This is a genomic window from Apilactobacillus ozensis DSM 23829 = JCM 17196, assembly GCF_001435995.1.
Classification (GTDB): Bacteria; Bacillota; Bacilli; order Lactobacillales; family Lactobacillaceae; genus Apilactobacillus; species Apilactobacillus ozensis.
The window spans coordinates 209,060-226,813 of the sequence record NZ_AYYQ01000035.1 but is presented as its reverse complement, the minus strand read 5'-3'; the positions used below and the strand labels follow the sequence as shown (position 1 = coordinate 226,813).

19 protein-coding genes and 1 riboswitch are annotated in these 17,754 nt (G+C 30.9%); all 19 genes read right to left on the bottom strand.

All coding sequences use genetic code 11. The features are described 5' to 3' along the window. Window positions 1-15: 15 nt before the first annotated feature. The 19 genes from FD06_RS06530 to FD06_RS06440 all read right to left on the bottom strand — a co-directional run bounded on the left by FD06_RS06530 (window position 16) and on the right by FD06_RS06440 (window position 17,743). Entirely contained in the window at window positions 16-615 is a 600-nt protein-coding gene (locus tag FD06_RS06530) for a YpmS family protein (RefSeq protein ID WP_056966900.1), read from the bottom strand. A gap of 14 nt (window positions 616-629) precedes the next feature. Then, on the bottom strand, window positions 630-1,541 hold the full coding sequence (locus FD06_RS06525) for a GDSL-type esterase/lipase family protein (protein WP_056966897.1): 912 nt from the start codon (window positions 1,539-1,541) through the stop codon (window positions 630-632). A gap of 18 nt (window positions 1,542-1,559) precedes the next feature. Beyond that, window positions 1,560-2,051, bottom strand: coding sequence for a dihydrofolate reductase (locus tag FD06_RS06520; RefSeq protein WP_056966895.1), 492 nt, complete (start codon window positions 2,049-2,051; stop codon window positions 1,560-1,562). Window positions 2,052-2,076: 25 nt separating this feature from the next. After that, window positions 2,077-3,027 carry a thymidylate synthase gene (locus tag FD06_RS06515; RefSeq protein ID WP_056966893.1) on the bottom strand — a complete coding sequence of 317 codons (951 nt, stop codon included), beginning with the start codon at window positions 3,025-3,027 and terminating at the stop codon, window positions 2,077-2,079. A 20-nt stretch (window positions 3,028-3,047) separates the two neighbouring features. Continuing rightward, complete coding sequence (locus FD06_RS06510) at window positions 3,048-4,955, bottom strand: ABC-F family ATP-binding cassette domain-containing protein (RefSeq protein WP_056966891.1); 1,908 nt, start codon at window positions 4,953-4,955, stop codon at window positions 3,048-3,050. A 5-nt stretch (window positions 4,956-4,960) separates the two neighbouring features. Then, entirely contained in the window at window positions 4,961-6,169 is a 1,209-nt protein-coding gene (locus tag FD06_RS06505) for a CCA tRNA nucleotidyltransferase (protein WP_056966889.1), read from the bottom strand. Between the two features lie 117 nt (window positions 6,170-6,286). Then, complete coding sequence (locus FD06_RS06500) at window positions 6,287-7,546, bottom strand: tetratricopeptide repeat protein (RefSeq protein ID WP_056966887.1); 1,260 nt, start codon at window positions 7,544-7,546, stop codon at window positions 6,287-6,289. Window positions 7,547-7,642: 96 nt separating this feature from the next. Then, complete coding sequence (locus FD06_RS06495; protein ID WP_054656863.1) at window positions 7,643-7,918, bottom strand: HU family DNA-binding protein; 276 nt, start codon at window positions 7,916-7,918, stop codon at window positions 7,643-7,645. 118 nt (window positions 7,919-8,036) lie between these two features. Further along, window positions 8,037-9,344: a ribosome biogenesis GTPase Der gene (gene der / locus FD06_RS06490; RefSeq protein ID WP_054656865.1), complete on the bottom strand. Its 1,308-nt coding sequence runs from the start codon at window positions 9,342-9,344 to the stop codon at window positions 8,037-8,039. A gap of 74 nt (window positions 9,345-9,418) precedes the next feature. Further along, window positions 9,419-10,633 (bottom strand): 30S ribosomal protein S1, encoded by a 1,215-nt coding sequence (gene rpsA, locus FD06_RS06485; RefSeq protein WP_056966885.1) that lies wholly within the window; start codon window positions 10,631-10,633, stop codon window positions 9,419-9,421. 80 nt (window positions 10,634-10,713) lie between these two features. Further along, on the bottom strand, window positions 10,714-11,379 hold the full coding sequence (gene cmk, locus FD06_RS06480; protein WP_054656867.1) for a (d)CMP kinase: 666 nt from the start codon (window positions 11,377-11,379) through the stop codon (window positions 10,714-10,716). 18 nt (window positions 11,380-11,397) lie between these two features. Continuing rightward, window positions 11,398-12,069, bottom strand: a complete 672-nt coding sequence (locus FD06_RS06475; RefSeq protein WP_056966883.1) for a LysM peptidoglycan-binding domain-containing protein — start codon at window positions 12,067-12,069, stop codon at window positions 11,398-11,400. 29 nt (window positions 12,070-12,098) lie between these two features. Next, window positions 12,099-13,562 (bottom strand): RecQ family ATP-dependent DNA helicase, encoded by a 1,464-nt coding sequence (locus tag FD06_RS06470; protein ID WP_056966881.1) that lies wholly within the window; start codon window positions 13,560-13,562, stop codon window positions 12,099-12,101. Beyond that, window positions 13,555-14,598 carry a helix-turn-helix domain-containing protein gene (locus FD06_RS06465; protein ID WP_056966879.1) on the bottom strand — a complete coding sequence of 348 codons (1,044 nt, stop codon included), beginning with the start codon at window positions 14,596-14,598 and terminating at the stop codon, window positions 13,555-13,557. Before FD06_RS06465 ends, FD06_RS06470 begins: the two co-directional genes overlap by 8 nt. A 4-nt stretch (window positions 14,599-14,602) precedes the next feature. Further along, complete coding sequence (locus FD06_RS06460) at window positions 14,603-15,163, bottom strand: ECF transporter S component (protein ID WP_056966877.1); 561 nt, start codon at window positions 15,161-15,163, stop codon at window positions 14,603-14,605. A gap of 84 nt (window positions 15,164-15,247) precedes the next feature. Then, a riboswitch (FMN riboswitch) is annotated at window positions 15,248-15,367 on the bottom strand. Window positions 15,368-15,416: 49 nt separating this feature from the next. Then, the gene (locus FD06_RS06455; RefSeq protein WP_082605325.1) at window positions 15,417-16,136 is read right to left on the bottom strand and encodes a pseudouridine synthase; all 720 of its coding nucleotides are present in this window, start codon (window positions 16,134-16,136) and stop codon (window positions 15,417-15,419) included. Window positions 16,137-16,140: 4 nt separating this feature from the next. Beyond that, window positions 16,141-16,656 carry an SMC-Scp complex subunit ScpB gene (gene scpB / locus FD06_RS06450; RefSeq protein WP_056966875.1) on the bottom strand — a complete coding sequence of 172 codons (516 nt, stop codon included), beginning with the start codon at window positions 16,654-16,656 and terminating at the stop codon, window positions 16,141-16,143. Window positions 16,657-16,674: 18 nt separating this feature from the next. Next, the gene (locus FD06_RS06445) at window positions 16,675-17,391 is read right to left on the bottom strand and encodes a segregation and condensation protein A (protein WP_054656885.1); all 717 of its coding nucleotides are present in this window, start codon (window positions 17,389-17,391) and stop codon (window positions 16,675-16,677) included. Further along, entirely contained in the window at window positions 17,378-17,743 is a 366-nt protein-coding gene (locus FD06_RS06440; protein WP_054656887.1) for a hypothetical protein, read from the bottom strand. The genes FD06_RS06445 and FD06_RS06440 overlap by 14 nt, the downstream gene beginning before the upstream one ends. Window positions 17,744-17,754: the final 11 nt, after the last annotated feature.

Here is a 17,754-nt window from a genome sequence, read left to right as displayed (position 1 = left end):
AATTCCCTCTTAATATTATTTTGGAATCAAAACTTGAAATTTAAAATCACCATCACCGTTCATATCAATTTTAGTGGCTCGATATGATAAATTATCTTTACTACCAAAATCATTTACATTTAAAATAATTTTGCTGTTTTTGCTATCAAGTTTTACCCAGCTAGGTATTTTATAGTTTCGACTGACATATGATAGCACAAATTTTGGTGGAATATTAAGTTTACCAATTTCTAGACCATCGGCATCTAGTTGTATGTTTCCGTCACTAAGCAACTTAGGCTTTAATGCTAAAACATATTTAATCTTAGAGCCCAGAAGTTTAATATTGCCGTAAACATAAGCTCTATCAGTAACTACAAACTTATAGTCCATTTTATCGTTACTTGATGACTGCACCTTTTCTAAATAATATGTTGATAATGCATTTAATTGTTTTTTATTTAATCCAACTGTAATAGGTGTAGCATCATGATTATACTTTTGGCTGACTGCAGTTTTACTTTCGCTAACTGGCGTACTATTTACACTAAACCAAACAAAGCCTGCTCCAATTATAATTGCTAAAATTAATAGTATAAATAAATATTTAAAAATATTAAATCTTTTTTTACGCATATTTTTCCACCATCTTAATATTTATTAAAATTTTCCGTATTTTTAATTACCTTGAATAAATTATCAGTCATTACATCGTAACCAGCATCGTTAGGATGAAAATGGTCTTTATCAGATAGGTAATCGTTTATTTCCTTACTGTCAGATGCATCTTCACTAAAGTCTTTAACATTAAAACTACTGTGATTAGAATCTTTAAGTAACTCTTTACGTTGATTTTCCGTCTTAAATTGGCCATAAGTTAAAGATTTAATATCAACATAATAACAATTTTTATAATCATTAGCCGTCATTGAATTAATTTCGTTTAATTTATCCACATAGTCGGTTATTTTTTCTACGTTTGCAAAGTAAACATATAAAGGATTGTAGACACCAAACAAGTAAATTCTACAGTTAGAATTATAATGTTTAACTGCATGCAATAGTTCGTTCAAACTAGTTTGATACTTATTTAAAGCACTATTCATATTTTTATGAAAAGTATTATCATTAGCAATCAATGCATTTTTTTGTAAAGATTGTAGTAAATCATTACCACCAACTGTAATAACTACCATGTTAGCTTTCTGAATATCTTTTTGAATACTTTCTTTTTGTAAAATACGACGAGTAATTTGGTCACTACGTTCACCAGCAATCCCATAGTTTTTAACATTTAAATCAATTTTTAATCTTTCATCAAATAATTGCTTAATTCTAGGAACATAACCGCCACTGTTGCTAACATCTCCTACTCCTTGGGTTAAGGAGTCACCGATTGCGACTAAATTCATTAATTTAACACGCTCGTCTTCGTTATTAGATGACTGGTCAATTTGTATATGACGATGAACATTCTTGTTATTAATATTAATAGAAAAGTATAATATTAAAGCTACAAAAGAAATTATGAATAGAATAAAATATTTTATAAAACGTTTCAAAATACACACCTGCAAACTTTATTTTATTTTTTGAAAAACTTTAAAATTAAAATCATAGATGTTCTTATCGTCAACTTTTCCAGGGATGGTATTAATTAATTTAAAATTGTCATAATTAATAGTTGGCATATAGGTATCACCATCAAAATCATGTTCAATTTCAGTCTTATATAAACGGTCAGCATATGGCACTAACTGTTCAAATATATTAGCCCCGCCGACTACAAATATTTCTTCATCAACATGCTTTTTACTATACTCAATAAACTCATTAATACTATGGAAAACTAAAACTCCTGCATCATTAATGTTGTTAGAAGTAGTAATCACCATATTTTTACGATTAGGTAATGGTTTGCCAAAACTTAAATAAGTTTTGCGTCCGGTTACAATTGTATTGCCAGTAGTTAGTTTTTTAAAGTATCGCATGTCTGCTGGCAAGTGCCATGGTAAATTGCCGTTTTTACCGATTATATGATTACTGCCTTCTGCCCACAAAAAAGAAATCATCGTATTGTATTACTCCTTAATTTTATTAAACTGCTACTGGTGCCTTGATTGGACCATCGTGGTGGTAGTCGATTACCTTTATATCATCCATATCATAATCAAAAATACTATTTTTATCTGGATTAAGCCATAACTTTGGAGCTTCTTTAGGTGTTCTACTTAACTGTTCTTTAACTTGCTCAATATGGTTGGAATAAATATGTGCATCCCCTAAAGTGTGAATAAATTCACCAGGTTTTAGACCAACTTCTTTAGCAATCAATGAAGTCAACAGAGCATAACTAGCTATGTTAAATGGTACGCCTAAGAAGATATCACCAGAACGTTGATATAGTTGGCAACTTAATTTACCATCATTAACATAAAATTGAAACATAGTATGACATGGCGGCAAGGCCATTGATGGAACATCCTCTGGATTCCAAGCTGATACAATCAATCTTCTGGAATTAGGTTTTTCTTTGATATCTCTAATGACGTTTTTGATTTGATCAATTGTATCACCAGTTGAAGTTTTCCACTTACGCCATTGACTACCATAGACTAACCCTAGATCACCATATTTTTTGCTAAATTCATCATCATTTAAAATTTTTTCGCAAAACATTTTCTTTTGTTTTAGATATACATTTTTAAATTCGTCATCTGTAGCAGCTCTACGACCAAAATCGGTCATATCAGGACCTTTATAGTCTTTGGAATTAACATAATTTTTAAAAGCCCATTCGTCCCAAATGTGATTTTTGTGTTGTAATAAGTATTTAATGTTAGTATCACCTTTCAAAAACCACAATAATTCACTTTTAATAAGCCCAAATGGCACTTTCTTAGTAGTAAGTAGGGGAAATCCTTTACTTAAATCAAAACGCATTTGATACCCAAATGTACTAATGGTTCCGGTTCCAGTACGGTCACCCTTAAAATGACCATCATTTAAAACATATTTTTCTAAATTTAAATAAGCATCTTCTAACATAATAAACCCCAATTTCTTTTTTAATCACTTAAATATTGGCTTAAATATTCCCAACGTTTCATTTTGGCGTCTGATTGTGCCTTATTGGCATCTAATTTAGCTTGTAAATCAGCTAATTTATCATAATCACCACCATTTTCAACCATCATGGATTGAAGCTTAGTGTTTTCTTGATCTAATTTATCAATATCATCTTCAATGTGTTCCCATTCTAATTGCTCAGCATAAGTAAGTTTCTTTTTACTTGTTTCCTTATCGTTAACATCTTCATTAGATTTATTATCATTTTTGCTTTCTTGCTTTTTAGAGTTGGACTTAGCATACTTAGCATTTCTTTGTGCGTTTAATAAATCAGTAAATTTGCCAACGTGCTCTTCAATCTTGGCATTACCTTCAAAAATTAATAATCGATTAGCAACTTTATCTAAAAAGTAACGGTCATGAGAAACTGTAATTACGGTTCCGCTAAAATGATCAATATAATCTTCTAAGACTGTCAAAGTTGATATATCTAAGTCGTTGGTAGGTTCATCTAACAACAAAACATTCGGTTGTTGCATCAATAATTTAAGTAAATATAGACGACGTTTTTCACCGCCTGAAAGCTTTCTAATCAAAGTTCCATGCATAAACTTAGGAAATAAGAATTGTTCCAAAAGTTCAGTAACACTTACTTGATTACCGTCCTTATCAGTAACATGTTGACCTACTTCACTTAAATAATTAATAACTCGTTTATCCTCAGGAATATCTTCAGTTTGCTGAGTGTAATAACCTAATTTTACAGTTTCACCAATATCAACTATGCCTGAATCCAATGGTATCTTTTCAGCAATAACATTCAACAATGTAGTCTTACCGGCACCATTTTCACCACTAATCCCAATTCTTTCAGAACCTTGGATTAAAACGTTAAAGTCCTTTAAAATTTGCTTATTATCAATTCTTAAATTAGCATCTTTGATTTTAATAACTTTCTTACCTAATCGTTGCTGACCTAATGAGATATCAACATCTTTATCAACTTGCAAGTTGCCCACATTATCTTTTAAATCATTAAAGCGATTAATTCTAGCTTGTTGTTTAGTAGAACGTGCTTTAGCACCTTTTTTCATCCAAGCTAACTCTTGCTTATACAGTTGACTTTTTTTGTGCTCAGATTCTTTTTCACGATCAACTCGGTCAGCCTTTTGACTAACATAGTCTTGGTAATTACCAACATATTTATATAGTTTACCAAATGATAATTCCCAAATGTTATTTACTACTTCATCTAAGAAATATCGGTCATGGGTAACTAGTAATAAAGCTCCCTTATACTTAGCAAGATGGTCTTGTAACCAGTAAATTGAATCGAAATCTAGATGGTTGGTCGGCTCATCTAAAATCAATAAATCTGGCGATTGAATTAATACCTGTGCTAGCCCTACTCTACGCTTCTGACCTCCTGAAAGTGTACTAACTTTTTGATGCATGTTATCTATTTTTAACTGGGTCAAAATAGTTTTAACGTCGCTTTCCGCAGTCCAAGCATTTTCTTCGTTCATTTTGGCTTCTGCATCTAAATATTGACGTTCAATCTTACTATCACCGGGATTAGCAGAATATTTATCTAACATTTGTTCATATCGTCTAATGGTATTAAAAATATCTTGGCTACCGGCAAATACAGCATCTAAAACAGTTAATTTTTCATCCAACTCCGGGTCTTGTTTTAAATATCCAATCGTATAAGTTTTAGAAGTAATTATGTTCCCAGTAGAGTCATGATCTGCTCCGGAAATTACATTTAACAAAGATGTTTTTCCACTACCATTAGTTCCAATCAAACCAATTCGATCATGTTCATTTATGATGAAGTCTAAGTCTTTGAATAAAGTCTTTTCACCATATGTTTTAGTTAATTTTTCAGTACGTAAAGTCTGCAAATAACTCACTCTTTCAAAAATTTTTTTGTAAATTCAATAATACTATCTTCGTTATTCATTAATGCTTTATTAACGATATTTAGTTCAATTGCATTCAACAATTTGCCTATTATTGGACCAGGTTTAACCAAACCTAATGACATTAAACGTGAGCCATTAATTTTAATTTCATCCCTACTTTTAACAGTCAAACTATCATATTCACTAATAATTTCATTAGCATCAATAGACATCCCAAGTATTAAAGCCAACTGAACCGTCGAATTAAGTAAAGTTCGTCCAGTATGATACATAAGCATATTATCTAAACTTTTAGTCTGTATAGCACGTAATGCACAAACCATAGTTGTAACGTTTCCAATAATCTGATTAGAAGTCTTCCAAGCTTTTAAAAAAGATTTAATTTGCTTAGTGTTTAAACCAAACTGATAACAAATTAATGTCCAAACTTGGCTTTCATTTTCTAAATATAAATTATTTATATTAAGTACAGATTTAAATTCACTTAAATGATTTTTAAATCCTGGAATATAGTTACATAAATTAGTGTTAAGCATATCTTTAATCCCTTTTAATGGATTTTTACCCAACATCATTTTGACAAATTCAGTATGAATTCTCTCAACCGCAATTTTTTCAAGTAATTCACTATGATTTTTAATAGCATTTAATGTATTTACTTCTACCATAAAGTCCAGCTTACTAGCAAAACGAACGGCCCGCATCATTCTTAAAGCATCTTCATGAAAACGTTCTTCAGGATTACCAACAGCTTTAATCAAATTGTTCTTTAAATCAGTTAAGCCGTCAAATAAATCAATTATCTCACCATTTTCTTTCATAGCTAACGCATTGATTGTAAAATCTCGACGTTTTAAATCCTCTGCTAAAGAACGCACAAAAGTTACTTTATCAGGACGTCGGTAATCCTGATATCCCGATTCTGTTCGAAAGGTAGTGATTTCGTATCCATTTCCATGATCCAACACCATAACAGTACCATGTTCGATTCCTGTATCGACAGTGTGTTTAAATATTTTTTTTATTTCTGCAGGATATGCACTAGAAGCAATGTCAACGTCGTGTATATCTAATCCCAAAACGGTATCTCTGACACTACCACCGACAAAATAAGCTTCGAACCCAGCTTCTTCAATATTCTGCACAATTGGTCTAGCAATTTCAAATTCTCGTGGTAAATTTTTAATTTGCATTCTAAAGCCTCATTTAAAAGTTCTATTAATTTAATATTAACAGATTGATATTAGTAGGAACAATAAAAAATCCAAATTTTGAGACTAATAGGTGCCCAAAAATTGGATTATTTCAAATCATTGTCGATATTCTTCTAATAGCATTGCCATTTCGTCATCAGATGGCACTAACTCCATATAATTTTTCATTAATGCAATTGATTGCTGTAAATCTCCATACTCTCTAAAGAATAGTGCCGCCATTTTTAAGAAACTAGGCATATCTTTAAAGTATGGGATTGCAGCTAGATAATACTTGTTAGCATCTTTCAATGCATCTTGCTTATCATATGAAACTGCTAGATTCCAATAGAATTGCGGATCAATTTGGTCATCTTTCATATATGAGTTAATCAAATCAATATTTTCATCGTAACGCTCTTGCTTAACCAATAAATTAGATAATTCTAGCGCAATTGAAATATCATCTGGATCAATTGAAATTCCCTTTCTAAGGTATTTTTCAGCTTGTTTCTCATCAAATAGTTTTAATGACAATTTAGCAGCAATTACATATAACTTTTCATTGTACTCATCTACACTTAAACCTTCTTGAGCTACTTTTAGAGCTTCCTCATCTTTATGTTCGGCACTTAATGCATCGGCTAGATATGGATATAAAGTAGCATATTGAGAGTCGGTATCTCTTAAGTCTTTAAAAATTTCAATCGCATTAGCATAATCTTTTAACTGAAGGTAGGTAAATGCTGTTTCAAATTTTACATCAGGAGTCATATTAATAGTCTTAATTTGTTTTAAATAACCAATTGCATGGTCAAATTTACCGTCGTTAGCATATGCTATTCCGATTCTTTCGACTACATTTACAGCAGATATATTAGTGATACCTTGCTTAATTAAATGTAAGTACAGTGGAATTGATTTATTAAAGTTACGCATCACAAAATATAATTCGGCAAGCGCAAAAGTAATAACCCTTTCATCAGGATCAATTTTTTTGGCTTCTAAGAGCTTTTCAGTACTTACCTCAAACATGCCTTGCGTTTGATATAAATCAGCTTGAACCATTAAGGATTGCACGTACGCATCAGAAGATGGTTTGATTTCACTTAAATAGTTCAAAGCAGTATCAACATGTCCCTCGCCAATCAATATGTCAGCTAAATTCGTCCTTAATTCATCTTCATCAGGGTATTTACTTAACATTTTAATATATATTTCTTTAGCCTTATCAGAAAATCCTAAAGAATATAATTCTTCTGCCAATGAGTAAAGTAAATCATCGCTGTCCTTTTTTAAAGCTAATTCATATTTATCGTTAAATTCATTTAGTTTACCTGCTTCTAATAAATCCAATGCTTTTTGGGAATAACTCATTAAACTGCCTCCTATATTTTAGGCTGTATCAATTAATAATAAAAAAACCAGCCCGACAAATTGCCGTGCTGGAGTTATTTAGTACAAAACAAATGCTTATTTAACAGCATCCTTTAAAGCTTTACCTGGTTTAAATGCAGGTACTTTGCTTGCAGGAATTTGAATTTCTGCACCAGTTTGTGGGTTACGACCCTTACGAGCGGCACGATCACGTACTTCGAAGTTACCGAAACCGATTAATTGTACTTTTTCGCCTTTAGCTAATTTTTCTTCAACTGAACTAAATACTGCATCAACAGCTGCTGTTGCGTCTTTTTTAGTTAAGCCAGTCTTAGCTGCTACATCACTAACTAATTCTGCTTTGTTAGCCATATATTTCACCTCCCAAAAAGATAGGATTAAACATAGTAAAACATAGTACTATGTTATCACATGTATTAAAGTTATCACATGAAGCCCGCTAGTGCAATGATTTAATCGATATTTTGCATTATTTTCGACTTCTTGGAATGATTTTTAATGGTGTTCCTGTAAAATCATAATATTTTCTAATTTGGTTTTCTAAATATCTAACATAAGAGAAATGCATAAGATCTACATCATTAACAAACACCACAATAGTAGGCGGTGCCGTTTTTACTTGTGTAGCATAATAAATCCTTAATTTACGACCCTTAATACTTGGTGTGGGTGTAATAGCAATCGCATCCATGATAACATCGTTAAGACTAGAAGATGAAATTCTTCTACCATGGTTATCATATACAGTTTTAATTAATTCAGGTAACTTAGCTAAACGTTGCTTAGTTAAAGCTGAAACAAACAGGATTGGTGCATAAGATAAATATTGAAATTCAGCACGAATAGCAGCTTCAAAATCACGTTGTGTGGAATTAGTTTTCTTAAGTGTGTCCCACTTATTAACTAGTATAATTACACCTTTACCAGCATCATGAGCATAACCAGCAATTCTTTTATCTTGCTCTCTAATTCCTTCTTCAGCATTTAAAACTACTAAAGCAATATTACTATTATCGATGGCTTTCATCGCTCTCATAACTGAATAACGCTCGGTATTCTCATATACTTTACCACGTTTTCTTAAACCAGCAGTATCCACCATAGTAAATTCTTGACCATTATCAACGAATTTTGTGTTGATAGCATCCCTAGTTGTTCCAGAAACATCTGACACAATAACTCTTTCTTCACCTAAAATAGCATTTACTAAAGAAGATTTACCAACATTTGGTCTTCCAATCAAACTAAAGCGAATGCTGTCATCTTCTTTATCGTCTTGTTGCTCACTAAAATTAGCAATAACTTGATCTAAAAGATCTCCCAAGCCAATTCCATGCGCACCAGAAATAGCATATGGATCGCCAAAACCTAAAGAATAAAAGTCATAGATGTCAGCACGACTTTCCAAATTATCTATTTTATTTACAGCTAAAACGACTGGCTTATTTGAACGATATAATATTTTAGCAATATTTTCATCAGCGTTAGTTATACCTTCTTTACCGTTTACCATAAAGATAATAACATCTGCTTCTTCTATCGCAATTTCAGCTTGCGCAGTAATTTGCTTAACGAATGGTTGATCACCAATTTCAATTCCACCAGTATCGATAATACTAAATTCATGACCAACCCAATCTCCATGAGCATAAATTCTATCTCTAGTAACTCCAGGAGTATCTTCAACTATAGATATTCTTTCACCGACAACACGGTTAAATATAGTTGATTTACCAACGTTTGGTCTTCCAACAATTGCAACAACGGGTAATCCCATGTCTTGTCCCCATTTCTTTATATTAATAAAAAAATTATCCTCCTAATAAAGAAGGATAATTCAAAAAATAATTTTTAGTCTAATTTCTTACCAACAATATCACCTAAAGTAAAACCTTTTTCTTCTTCAGGAGCATTATCAGTTGATTTATCACTAACTACCTTTTTAGTAGCATCTTTTTTAGAATCATTGCCTTCTGGTTCTGGTTCCAAAGCCTTCATAGATAATGCTAAACGGTGTTCTTCTGGTTGAATGTTTAAAATCTTAGTTTGAACAGATTGACCAACTTTTAAAACATCAGCTGGAGTATCAACGTGTTTATGTGATATTTGTGAAATGTGAACTAATCCTTCAACGCCAGGCATTACTTCAACAAAAGCACCAAAATCAACAAGACGTTTTACTGTTCCTTCAACAACATCGCCTTCATTAAACTTATCTTCAACTTGATCCCATGGTTGTGGTTCAGTTTGTTTAATTGAAAGTGAAATACGACCACGTTCTTCATCAAGTTTTAAGACCTTAACCTTAACTTCTTGACCTACTGATAAAACATCAGATACCTTGTTTACACGGTCATATGAAATTTCTGAAATGTGAACTAATCCGTCCACACCGCCTAAATCAACAAAGGCACCAAAATTAGTTAATCTAGCAACTTTACCTTCGACAACATCGCCTTCATTAAGTTCAATCATAACTTTTTCTCTAGCAGCAGCTTGTTGTTTTTCAACTACTTCACTATGAGATAAAATTAAGCGATTTTCTTCAGGTACGATTTCAACAATCTTACAGTCAAAGTCTTGACCATTGTATTGTTTTAGATTACTTACAAAATGGTTAGCAATCATTGATGCTGGAATAAATCCTCTAACACCATCAACACTAACTACTAAACCACCTTTAACGTTTCTAGTAACTTTAGCACTAACGACGACATCATTGTCAGCGTCAAACTTAGCTTTTAAGTCATCCCATACCTTAAGTGCTTCTAGTCGACGAATTGATAGTAAGAAGCTACCGCCTTCTTTATCATCACCAATACGTGAAATAACAACAACTTTTACCTTGTCGCCAACTTTAAATTGAGATCTTACATCTTCAACTGGTTGTGATGATAATTCCTTACGTGGAATCACACCTTCAACACCGGCATTTTCGATACCAACAACAACTTGTTGGTCATTATCAATAGCTAAAACTTCACCATTAACAACGCTTCCTACTTTAACTTGAGGAACACTATCTAATGCCTCTAATAAATCTTTGTTTGTATTTTCTTCACTCATCCCAAAATTCCTCCTTGAAACAACTCTAACTTGTATTTTAGACTAACTTAGCAATAAATGCTAGTCTGTTGATTATCAAATTAATTATTTTTGATAATTTTAGATATTTCATCGACTACTTCATTAATACTCAAAGAAGTAGTATCTAGTTCAATTGCATCTTTAGCTTTAGTTAAAGGTGACACTTCTCGATGAGAATCTTTATAATCACGTAATTCAATTTCTCTTTTTAACTCTTCTAAAGGTGTGTGAATACCCTTTTCAGCATTATCCTTAAATCTACGTTCAGCTCTTTCAGATACACTAGCAATTAAAAATATTTTAACCTCAGCGTCTGGAATAACCGTGGTTCCAATATCTCTACCATCCATGACAATTCCGCCACAATTAGCAATCGCTTTTTGTTGCTTCACTAAAATAGAGCGCACTTTAGTCAATGCTGCTACTGTAGAAACTGAGTTAGTTACATTTTCTTGTCTAATTTCATTGGTAACTTCATTACCATCAATAAAAACTAGTTGCCCATTAGTTGATGGCTTAAAAGTAATTTTAGTGTTATTTAGCATGTTTACTATTTCAGATTCATTATGTAAATCTATTCCTAGTCGCATTGCCTTTAGAGTAGTGGAACGATACATAGCACCAGTATCACAGTATATATAAGAAAATCTTTTTGCCACTAACTTTGCTACTGTACTTTTCCCAGCTGAAGCTGGACCATCAATTGCCACTCTTAACTTATTCATATAAAATACCACCTATTTTTATCTAACTCGTAATTTTTGACCGGGGTGAATTTGAGATTCGCTGGTCAAATTGTTAAGTCTTAGTAGTTCACTTTCGGAAATACCAGCATTAGTTGCTACTCTATAAACACCTTGTCCTGGTAAGACAGTAGCATATTTTTCACCGTTAGAATTATCAGCTGAGTTACTACTACTTTCTTTTTTCGAACTACTGTTTTCTTTTGATACACTGCTTTGTTCTTTATTGCTGTTAGCTAAACTGCTACTGGCTGAACTCGTATTTTCAGGCTTGCTGGTGGATGATTTATCTACATCAATACTTTTTTTAGAACTACTAGATGTAGTACTCTCACTACTTGAAGCTTTTTTAGAGCTAGAACTAGCTTCACTTTTTTTAGAATTACTAGCTGCTTTATGTTTATTACTTTGACTGCTTTTATGATGACTATATGATGAAACTGAAATACTAGAAGCATTTTTTGCAGACTGACTTTCACCACCATCTGGGCTCTTCAACATGCCAAAAGCTAAAGCAAAAAGAGCAATCATAGCAATGATAGTGACTAAAATGATTGTAGTCACTTTATTGCTATGATTTTGTTTACGCATTTTCGACCTAGATAAGTTACCATCTTTATCTCTATAGTCTTCAAAAGTCTCATTCCAAGGCTCTTTATTTTTATCATTCAAAATCATAACCTCCAGATTAATTAAACTAATTACATATTAACATTATAAAACAAAGAATTGATAATATCTCTCCAATTAGATTTATTTTGGGATGATTTTGAAATATTTTTCCTAAGAAGCCCCAAAAATTTTAAATTTACCGCAGAATTCATAGAACAACATTTATCATTATGATTATCAAAAGATTCATCAAAATGTCGTAATAAATATTTTCTTAAGCAGCCGTTTACACTTACATAATCATGTAACACGTTCAAAGATTCTATTTTGGAATACGTTAAATTACGGAAAGTATCTAATACATAATTTTTAGAGTATCCTTTAGAATAATAAAAATTCAATAGTTTAATTTTATCATCACTATGTTTTGTCACATTTATTTTTGCATAGTTACTAAAGAAAAAGTTAATTTCATCATCATCTGGAACATTTTTCAGTGCTAATCTACGTGATAAATTAATATCGCTATCTTGGTACAACATAAATGCAATGCTTTGTTTACCATCACGTCCAGCTCTGCCAATTTCTTGCATATAATCTTCAAGCGTAGTGGGTAAGTGATAATGAATAACATATCTAATATTGTTTTTATCGATGCCCATTCCAAATGCACTCGTGGCACAAACTAAATCAATTTTATCATTCATAAATTGATGTTGAATTCGGTAACGATCATCATCATTAACTTCTGAATGATATGGTTCAACTCTCAGCAATGTTTTTTGTTTAATTAGTTCTGACATTTGATTAGCAATTTTCTTACTAGAAAAATAAACAATTCCAGGACCTTGTAGCGAGCTAATTAATTTCAATAAATAGATCTGCTTATCTGTATCGTTTAAAAACTTTTGTACTGATAAGTAGATATTACTTCTGTTAACTGAATTGCTAATTATTTCAGTTCGATCATGGTTTAATGATAGTTTATCGATTGTATCTTTTCTAGTTTTTTTGGACGCTGTCGCAGTTAGCATTAAAACTTGCTTTACTTTTAGGGCCTTAATCGACATTGATAAATCTAAGTATTCAGGCCTAAAGTCAATTCCCCATTGAGAAATACAATGAGCTTCGTCGACTACAAACAAATCAATTTTTATTTTTTTTAAACATTTTTGTACGTATTGATCAGATAACATTTCAGGAGAAATAAAAATATATTTATACTTCTTTATATTTTTCATGACAAATAACTTTTCATTTTTGCCTAATGTTGAATTAAAGGCAATCACATTTTTATGACCCAAATATTGCATTCTACTAACTTGATCTTGCATCAAAGAAATTAATGGTGAAATAATCAAAACTGCATTTGGTTTAATTAACCCATAAATCTGATAGATTAAAGTCTTACCAGCACCAGTTGGCAGAATAGCCATAACGTTTTTGTCCTCTAATAAAGCATTCAATACTGCTAACTGTCCTGGTTTAAATGAATCGTATCCAAAATGTTTTTTTAAAATAAACCTTAAACGTTCTGCCTGATTATCATTCATCAACCTTGCTCCTAAAGATTTGATATAGTCTAAAATCAAAAAAACTTAAATTGTCATTTTTAACTGCTGTAAACTGCCAATCATCAATATTTCCCGTGAATCTTTGCTGAAAAATTTTCAAACTCTTTAAACTTAGTAAGCGGTTATAAGGAAATTGTTTTTTGGGTAGCGTTATAGCCGCATTTAATAAGTGTTCTTTTACAGTATTAACTTTTATATGTCTATAGTAAGCAGTTTCATTTAACGAATATCCATCTAAAAATAATTCAAATGTTTTAAGGGATGCGTTACTCATTAAATTAACACGTATGCCAACAGTCAATGGTTCTAAAAAATTATATTCATTACTAGATTTTATAAATTTCAATAACACACAAAACATATCTATCTGTCGAAAATACAACTGTAGAATCGTAGTGTTCAAATATTTTGACTGTTGATCAGCAGTTAGAGCAACTTTAGCATGTCCAGTCAAAGTAGTCATAAGTTGCCAAGCCATGTCATCATTCATAGATTCAGCAAAAGTATATAAAAGTCGATACATCTTAGTCGACAACTGACTGTCTTTATTTAGCTTAAACCATTTTTTTATCAAATTATATTCTAGAATATTCATTTTTAACGGATAATATTTCTTATTTGAAAAACTATATTCCGATGATACCTGTAAAGCTAATAAAAAGCGCTTTTTAAATCTTAAAATATTATATTTATGATAAATTTCAGAATGTCTAGGTAAATAATAGTTGTTTAAAATATCATTTTGTTGTTCTTTACCAGCACTAGTTAATAGCAAATGCTCTCCATCAATAGTTTTTTTCAAATATTTTTTATCGATTAATAATTTTAAGTTGTTGATGATATTAAAATTTTTATAGTTACTAAACAATTCGCAGTAGTTAATTAACTCATATCGCATTCCCCAAAATAATGTTGATACGGTTTTTTTACCTGCCAACAAATTTTCAATTAATTTAGGCCTGCGAGGCTGCGTATCTGAAAATAGTAATATTAAAAAATCATCATCAATTTGCATTTAATTACCTCTTATTAGTTTTTACAATTCTTTTATATATTATTAATAAAGTTAAAGTAACAATTAACCCTTTAATGATATTGAATGGAACTACTGCATACAATACTAAATCTTGAATGCTATAAGCAAACTTAAATCCAATCACATCAATATACAATGGTGTGATTATAAAATAATTTAGCAAAGACATTATTACAGTTAAATTTAATATGGTAACTAAAATACCCAATAATGTTCTTTTAAGCCCACTGAACTTCTCAATAATCAACACTAATGAAAATAAAATAACCAAACTAGAAATAAAAGCCGAGCCAACACCTATTAAGTTAATAATCGATGGTCCTGTAAAAACAAAATACAATAGCGACTTAAGTAATGCAATTATTGCTCCATCACGTTTAGATAGAGTTAATGCCCCTATCAAAATTGGAATATCACTAAAATCAATCGTCATATAACTAGCAATTGGAATGATTGGAAACTTAATGTACATCAAGAAAAAAGATAATCCACTCAAAATAGATATAGTAACCATTTTTTTAACGCTGAATCGTTTTGAACCCATAAAAAAATCCCCTTAATTAAAGAGGCTTATCTTCAAAAAAATCTCTAAGACTAACAAGCCAAAGAGATTTTATGCACGGATAAATAAAATCTTCTTTATACCAGACTATACTGTCGGTTTTGGAATTACACCAAATCAACTATCAGAGATAGGTCACGGACTATTACCGCCGGTCGGGAATTACACCCTGCCCCGAAGACAAACCAATTATTTTATTTTTATAAATATAACATGTTTAATAAATTTAAATCAATTAATTAGTAGCTAGTTCTAACAATTTATCTACTTCATATTTTTTCAATGGTCGCCATTCACCCACTTTTAAGCCTCTTAAATTTAAGAAAGCATAAGATTCTCGTTTAAGCTTCTTAACTGGATGATTAACTGCAGCTAACATGTTTTTAACCTCATGATTACGTCCCTCATGAATAGTTAATTGGATTACTGAAGTATTATTTTTAGGATTTTGCTCGATTAAATTAGTTTTAGCTTTAGCCGTTTTAACTCCTTTAAGCTTAACTCCAACTCGCAATTGCTTTAATTCTTCGTTAGTTGGAATTCCTTCAATTTTAGCAACGTATGTCTTATTAACTTCATATTTTGGATGTGTTAAATAGTTATCAAAGTCGCCATCATTAGTCATTAAGATTAGTCCAGAAGTATCATAATCTAGTCTTCCAACTGGATAAATTCTTTCTTTTATTTCGGGGAAAAAGTCCATAACCGTTTTACGCTTTTTCTCATCTTTAACTGAAGAAATTACTCCTCTAGGTTTGTAAAGCAAGTAATATACCAATTCCTCTTTACCAATTGGCACGTTATCGACCATCACTTCATCAGATACACTAACTTTAGTACCCAATTCAGTTACTACTTTACCATTAACCTTTACTCTACCAGTTTGAATTATAGTTTCTGATTTCCGACGAGAAGCTACTCCCGAGCGAGCCATTAATTTTTGTAATCTTTCCAATCGCTTAATTCTCCTTTATTTCTTTATTAGGTAAATCATCTAAAGTATTCAAACCAAAAGTCTTTAAAAATTTTGAAGTAGTTGAATATAAAGCTGGGTTCCCTAAAACCGTTTTTTTACCACTTTTGTAAATTAACTTCAGTTCTATTAATTTTTGAATGGTTCTAGAACTATTAACACCACGAATCTCATCTAATTCAATTCTAGTTATAGGTTGTCTATAGGCAATAATCGTAAGTGTCTCTAAATTAGATTGACTTAGTTTAACACTAGTATTTCCTACTAACTTAACAATTAAACTATTAATGGATTGTTTAGTGGCTATTTTATATTTATCATCTGATTGTATAATTAACAATCCACTATCATTACTTTTAATTAGCTGTTCAGAAAGTTCCTTTAATGTGTTTTTTATTTTATAATCAGGAAGATTCATGACTTCAGAAAGCTTTTCTAATGAAATTCCGTTACTACCAGATGCATAAACTAAAGCTTCTATCTTACCTTTTTCACTTATCAAAATATATCCCTCAATAATTTAATTAAGTTTTTCTAGAAATAATTCATTATTCAGTTGTGATAATTTAATTAGCTTATTTTTAGACATTTGTAAAACAGCTAAAAAGTCAGTTATAACCTCTTCTAAATCATACTTAAAATCAAAGATATCCATAAAATTTGTTTTATGATTATTACTTAACTTATCCATAATTAAATTACTTTGCTGTTCAATTGAGTAATGCCATTTTTGTATGCTATGAACATTGCCAGTATCTCTGAATCGTTTATTTTTCATTAAATTAATATATATTGTTTTTAATAAATCAACATCTGAATTTTTAATAATCGAATTTTGATTATATTGATTTATATCAGCAGTATAAAAATTACTTTGCTTTTCCTTTAAAGTAAGTAAATGATTAGCGAGGTTTTTATAATGCTTATATTCTAAAAGTTGCTGAACTAGGTCTTCTCTCGGATCTTCTTCTACTTCGTTAAAATCATCATCGTAACTTGGCAACAACATTTTAGCTTTTATATTCATTAATTTTGCAGACATTACAAAATATTCACCAGCAATATCAATATTAAGCTTTTTCATATGCTCTAAATAATTGTTGTACTGATTAGTAATTTGTGAGATTTGAATATCGTATATGTCCATTTTTGAGGATTTAATGAGTTTCAATAATAATTCTAAAGGTCCTTCAAAATTACTTAAATGAACATGCCAATTGTCATTATTGTTCGTCAACGTTACGTTTCTCCCATATTTCACAAATTGAAGTTGTATCCATGGTTCCAACTACTTTTTTATCTAAATATATATGAGATAATTCATCAATCATGACACAACAATTATTAATGCTCCATGATTCTGGAGTTAAAATAATTCTTCTAATTATAATGTTTTTAGGCTTTTCTTCTACCGAAATAAGTCCCGCCCAGTTATTTTCCTGATTTTTCCAAAGATAAATATTTCTTGAGTCACTATTAGAATACCAATCAATTTCTTCACCAACAAAATCAATATTATTGATTTCCGGAAGTAAACTAAGCATATCCATTGCAATCTTTTTATATTCGCTTCGATATTTAAATAACAAATATAACACCT

Coding starts and splice junctions, on each gene's coding strand:
- FD06_RS06460 (WP_056966877.1), bottom strand. CDS start 15,163: ATGGGTTCAAAACGATTCAGCGTTAAAAAAATGGTTACTATATCTATT.
- rpsA (WP_056966885.1), bottom strand. CDS start 10,633: ATGAGTGAAGAAAATACAAACAAAGATTTATTAGAGGCATTAGATAGT.
- der (WP_054656865.1), bottom strand. CDS start 9,344: ATGGGATTACCCGTTGTTGCAATTGTTGGAAGACCAAACGTTGGTAAA.
- FD06_RS06465 (WP_056966879.1), bottom strand. CDS start 14,598: ATGCAAATTGATGATGATTTTTTAATATTACTATTTTCAGATACGCAG.
- FD06_RS06495 (WP_054656863.1), bottom strand. CDS start 7,918: ATGGCTAACAAAGCAGAATTAGTTAGTGATGTAGCAGCTAAGACTGGC.
- FD06_RS06505 (WP_056966889.1), bottom strand. CDS start 6,169: ATGCAAATTAAAAATTTACCACGAGAATTTGAAATTGCTAGACCAATT.
- FD06_RS06470 (WP_056966881.1), bottom strand. CDS start 13,562: ATGAATGATAATCAGGCAGAACGTTTAAGGTTTATTTTAAAAAAACAT.
- FD06_RS06515 (WP_056966893.1), bottom strand. CDS start 3,027: ATGTTAGAAGATGCTTATTTAAATTTAGAAAAATATGTTTTAAATGAT.
- cmk (WP_054656867.1), bottom strand. CDS start 11,379: ATGAATAAGTTAAGAGTGGCAATTGATGGTCCAGCTTCAGCTGGGAAA.
- FD06_RS06500 (WP_056966887.1), bottom strand. CDS start 7,546: ATGAGTTATTCCCAAAAAGCATTGGATTTATTAGAAGCAGGTAAACTA.
- FD06_RS06530 (WP_056966900.1), bottom strand. CDS start 615: ATGCGTAAAAAAAGATTTAATATTTTTAAATATTTATTTATACTATTA.
- FD06_RS06520 (WP_056966895.1), bottom strand. CDS start 2,051: ATGATTTCTTTTTTGTGGGCAGAAGGCAGTAATCATATAATCGGTAAA.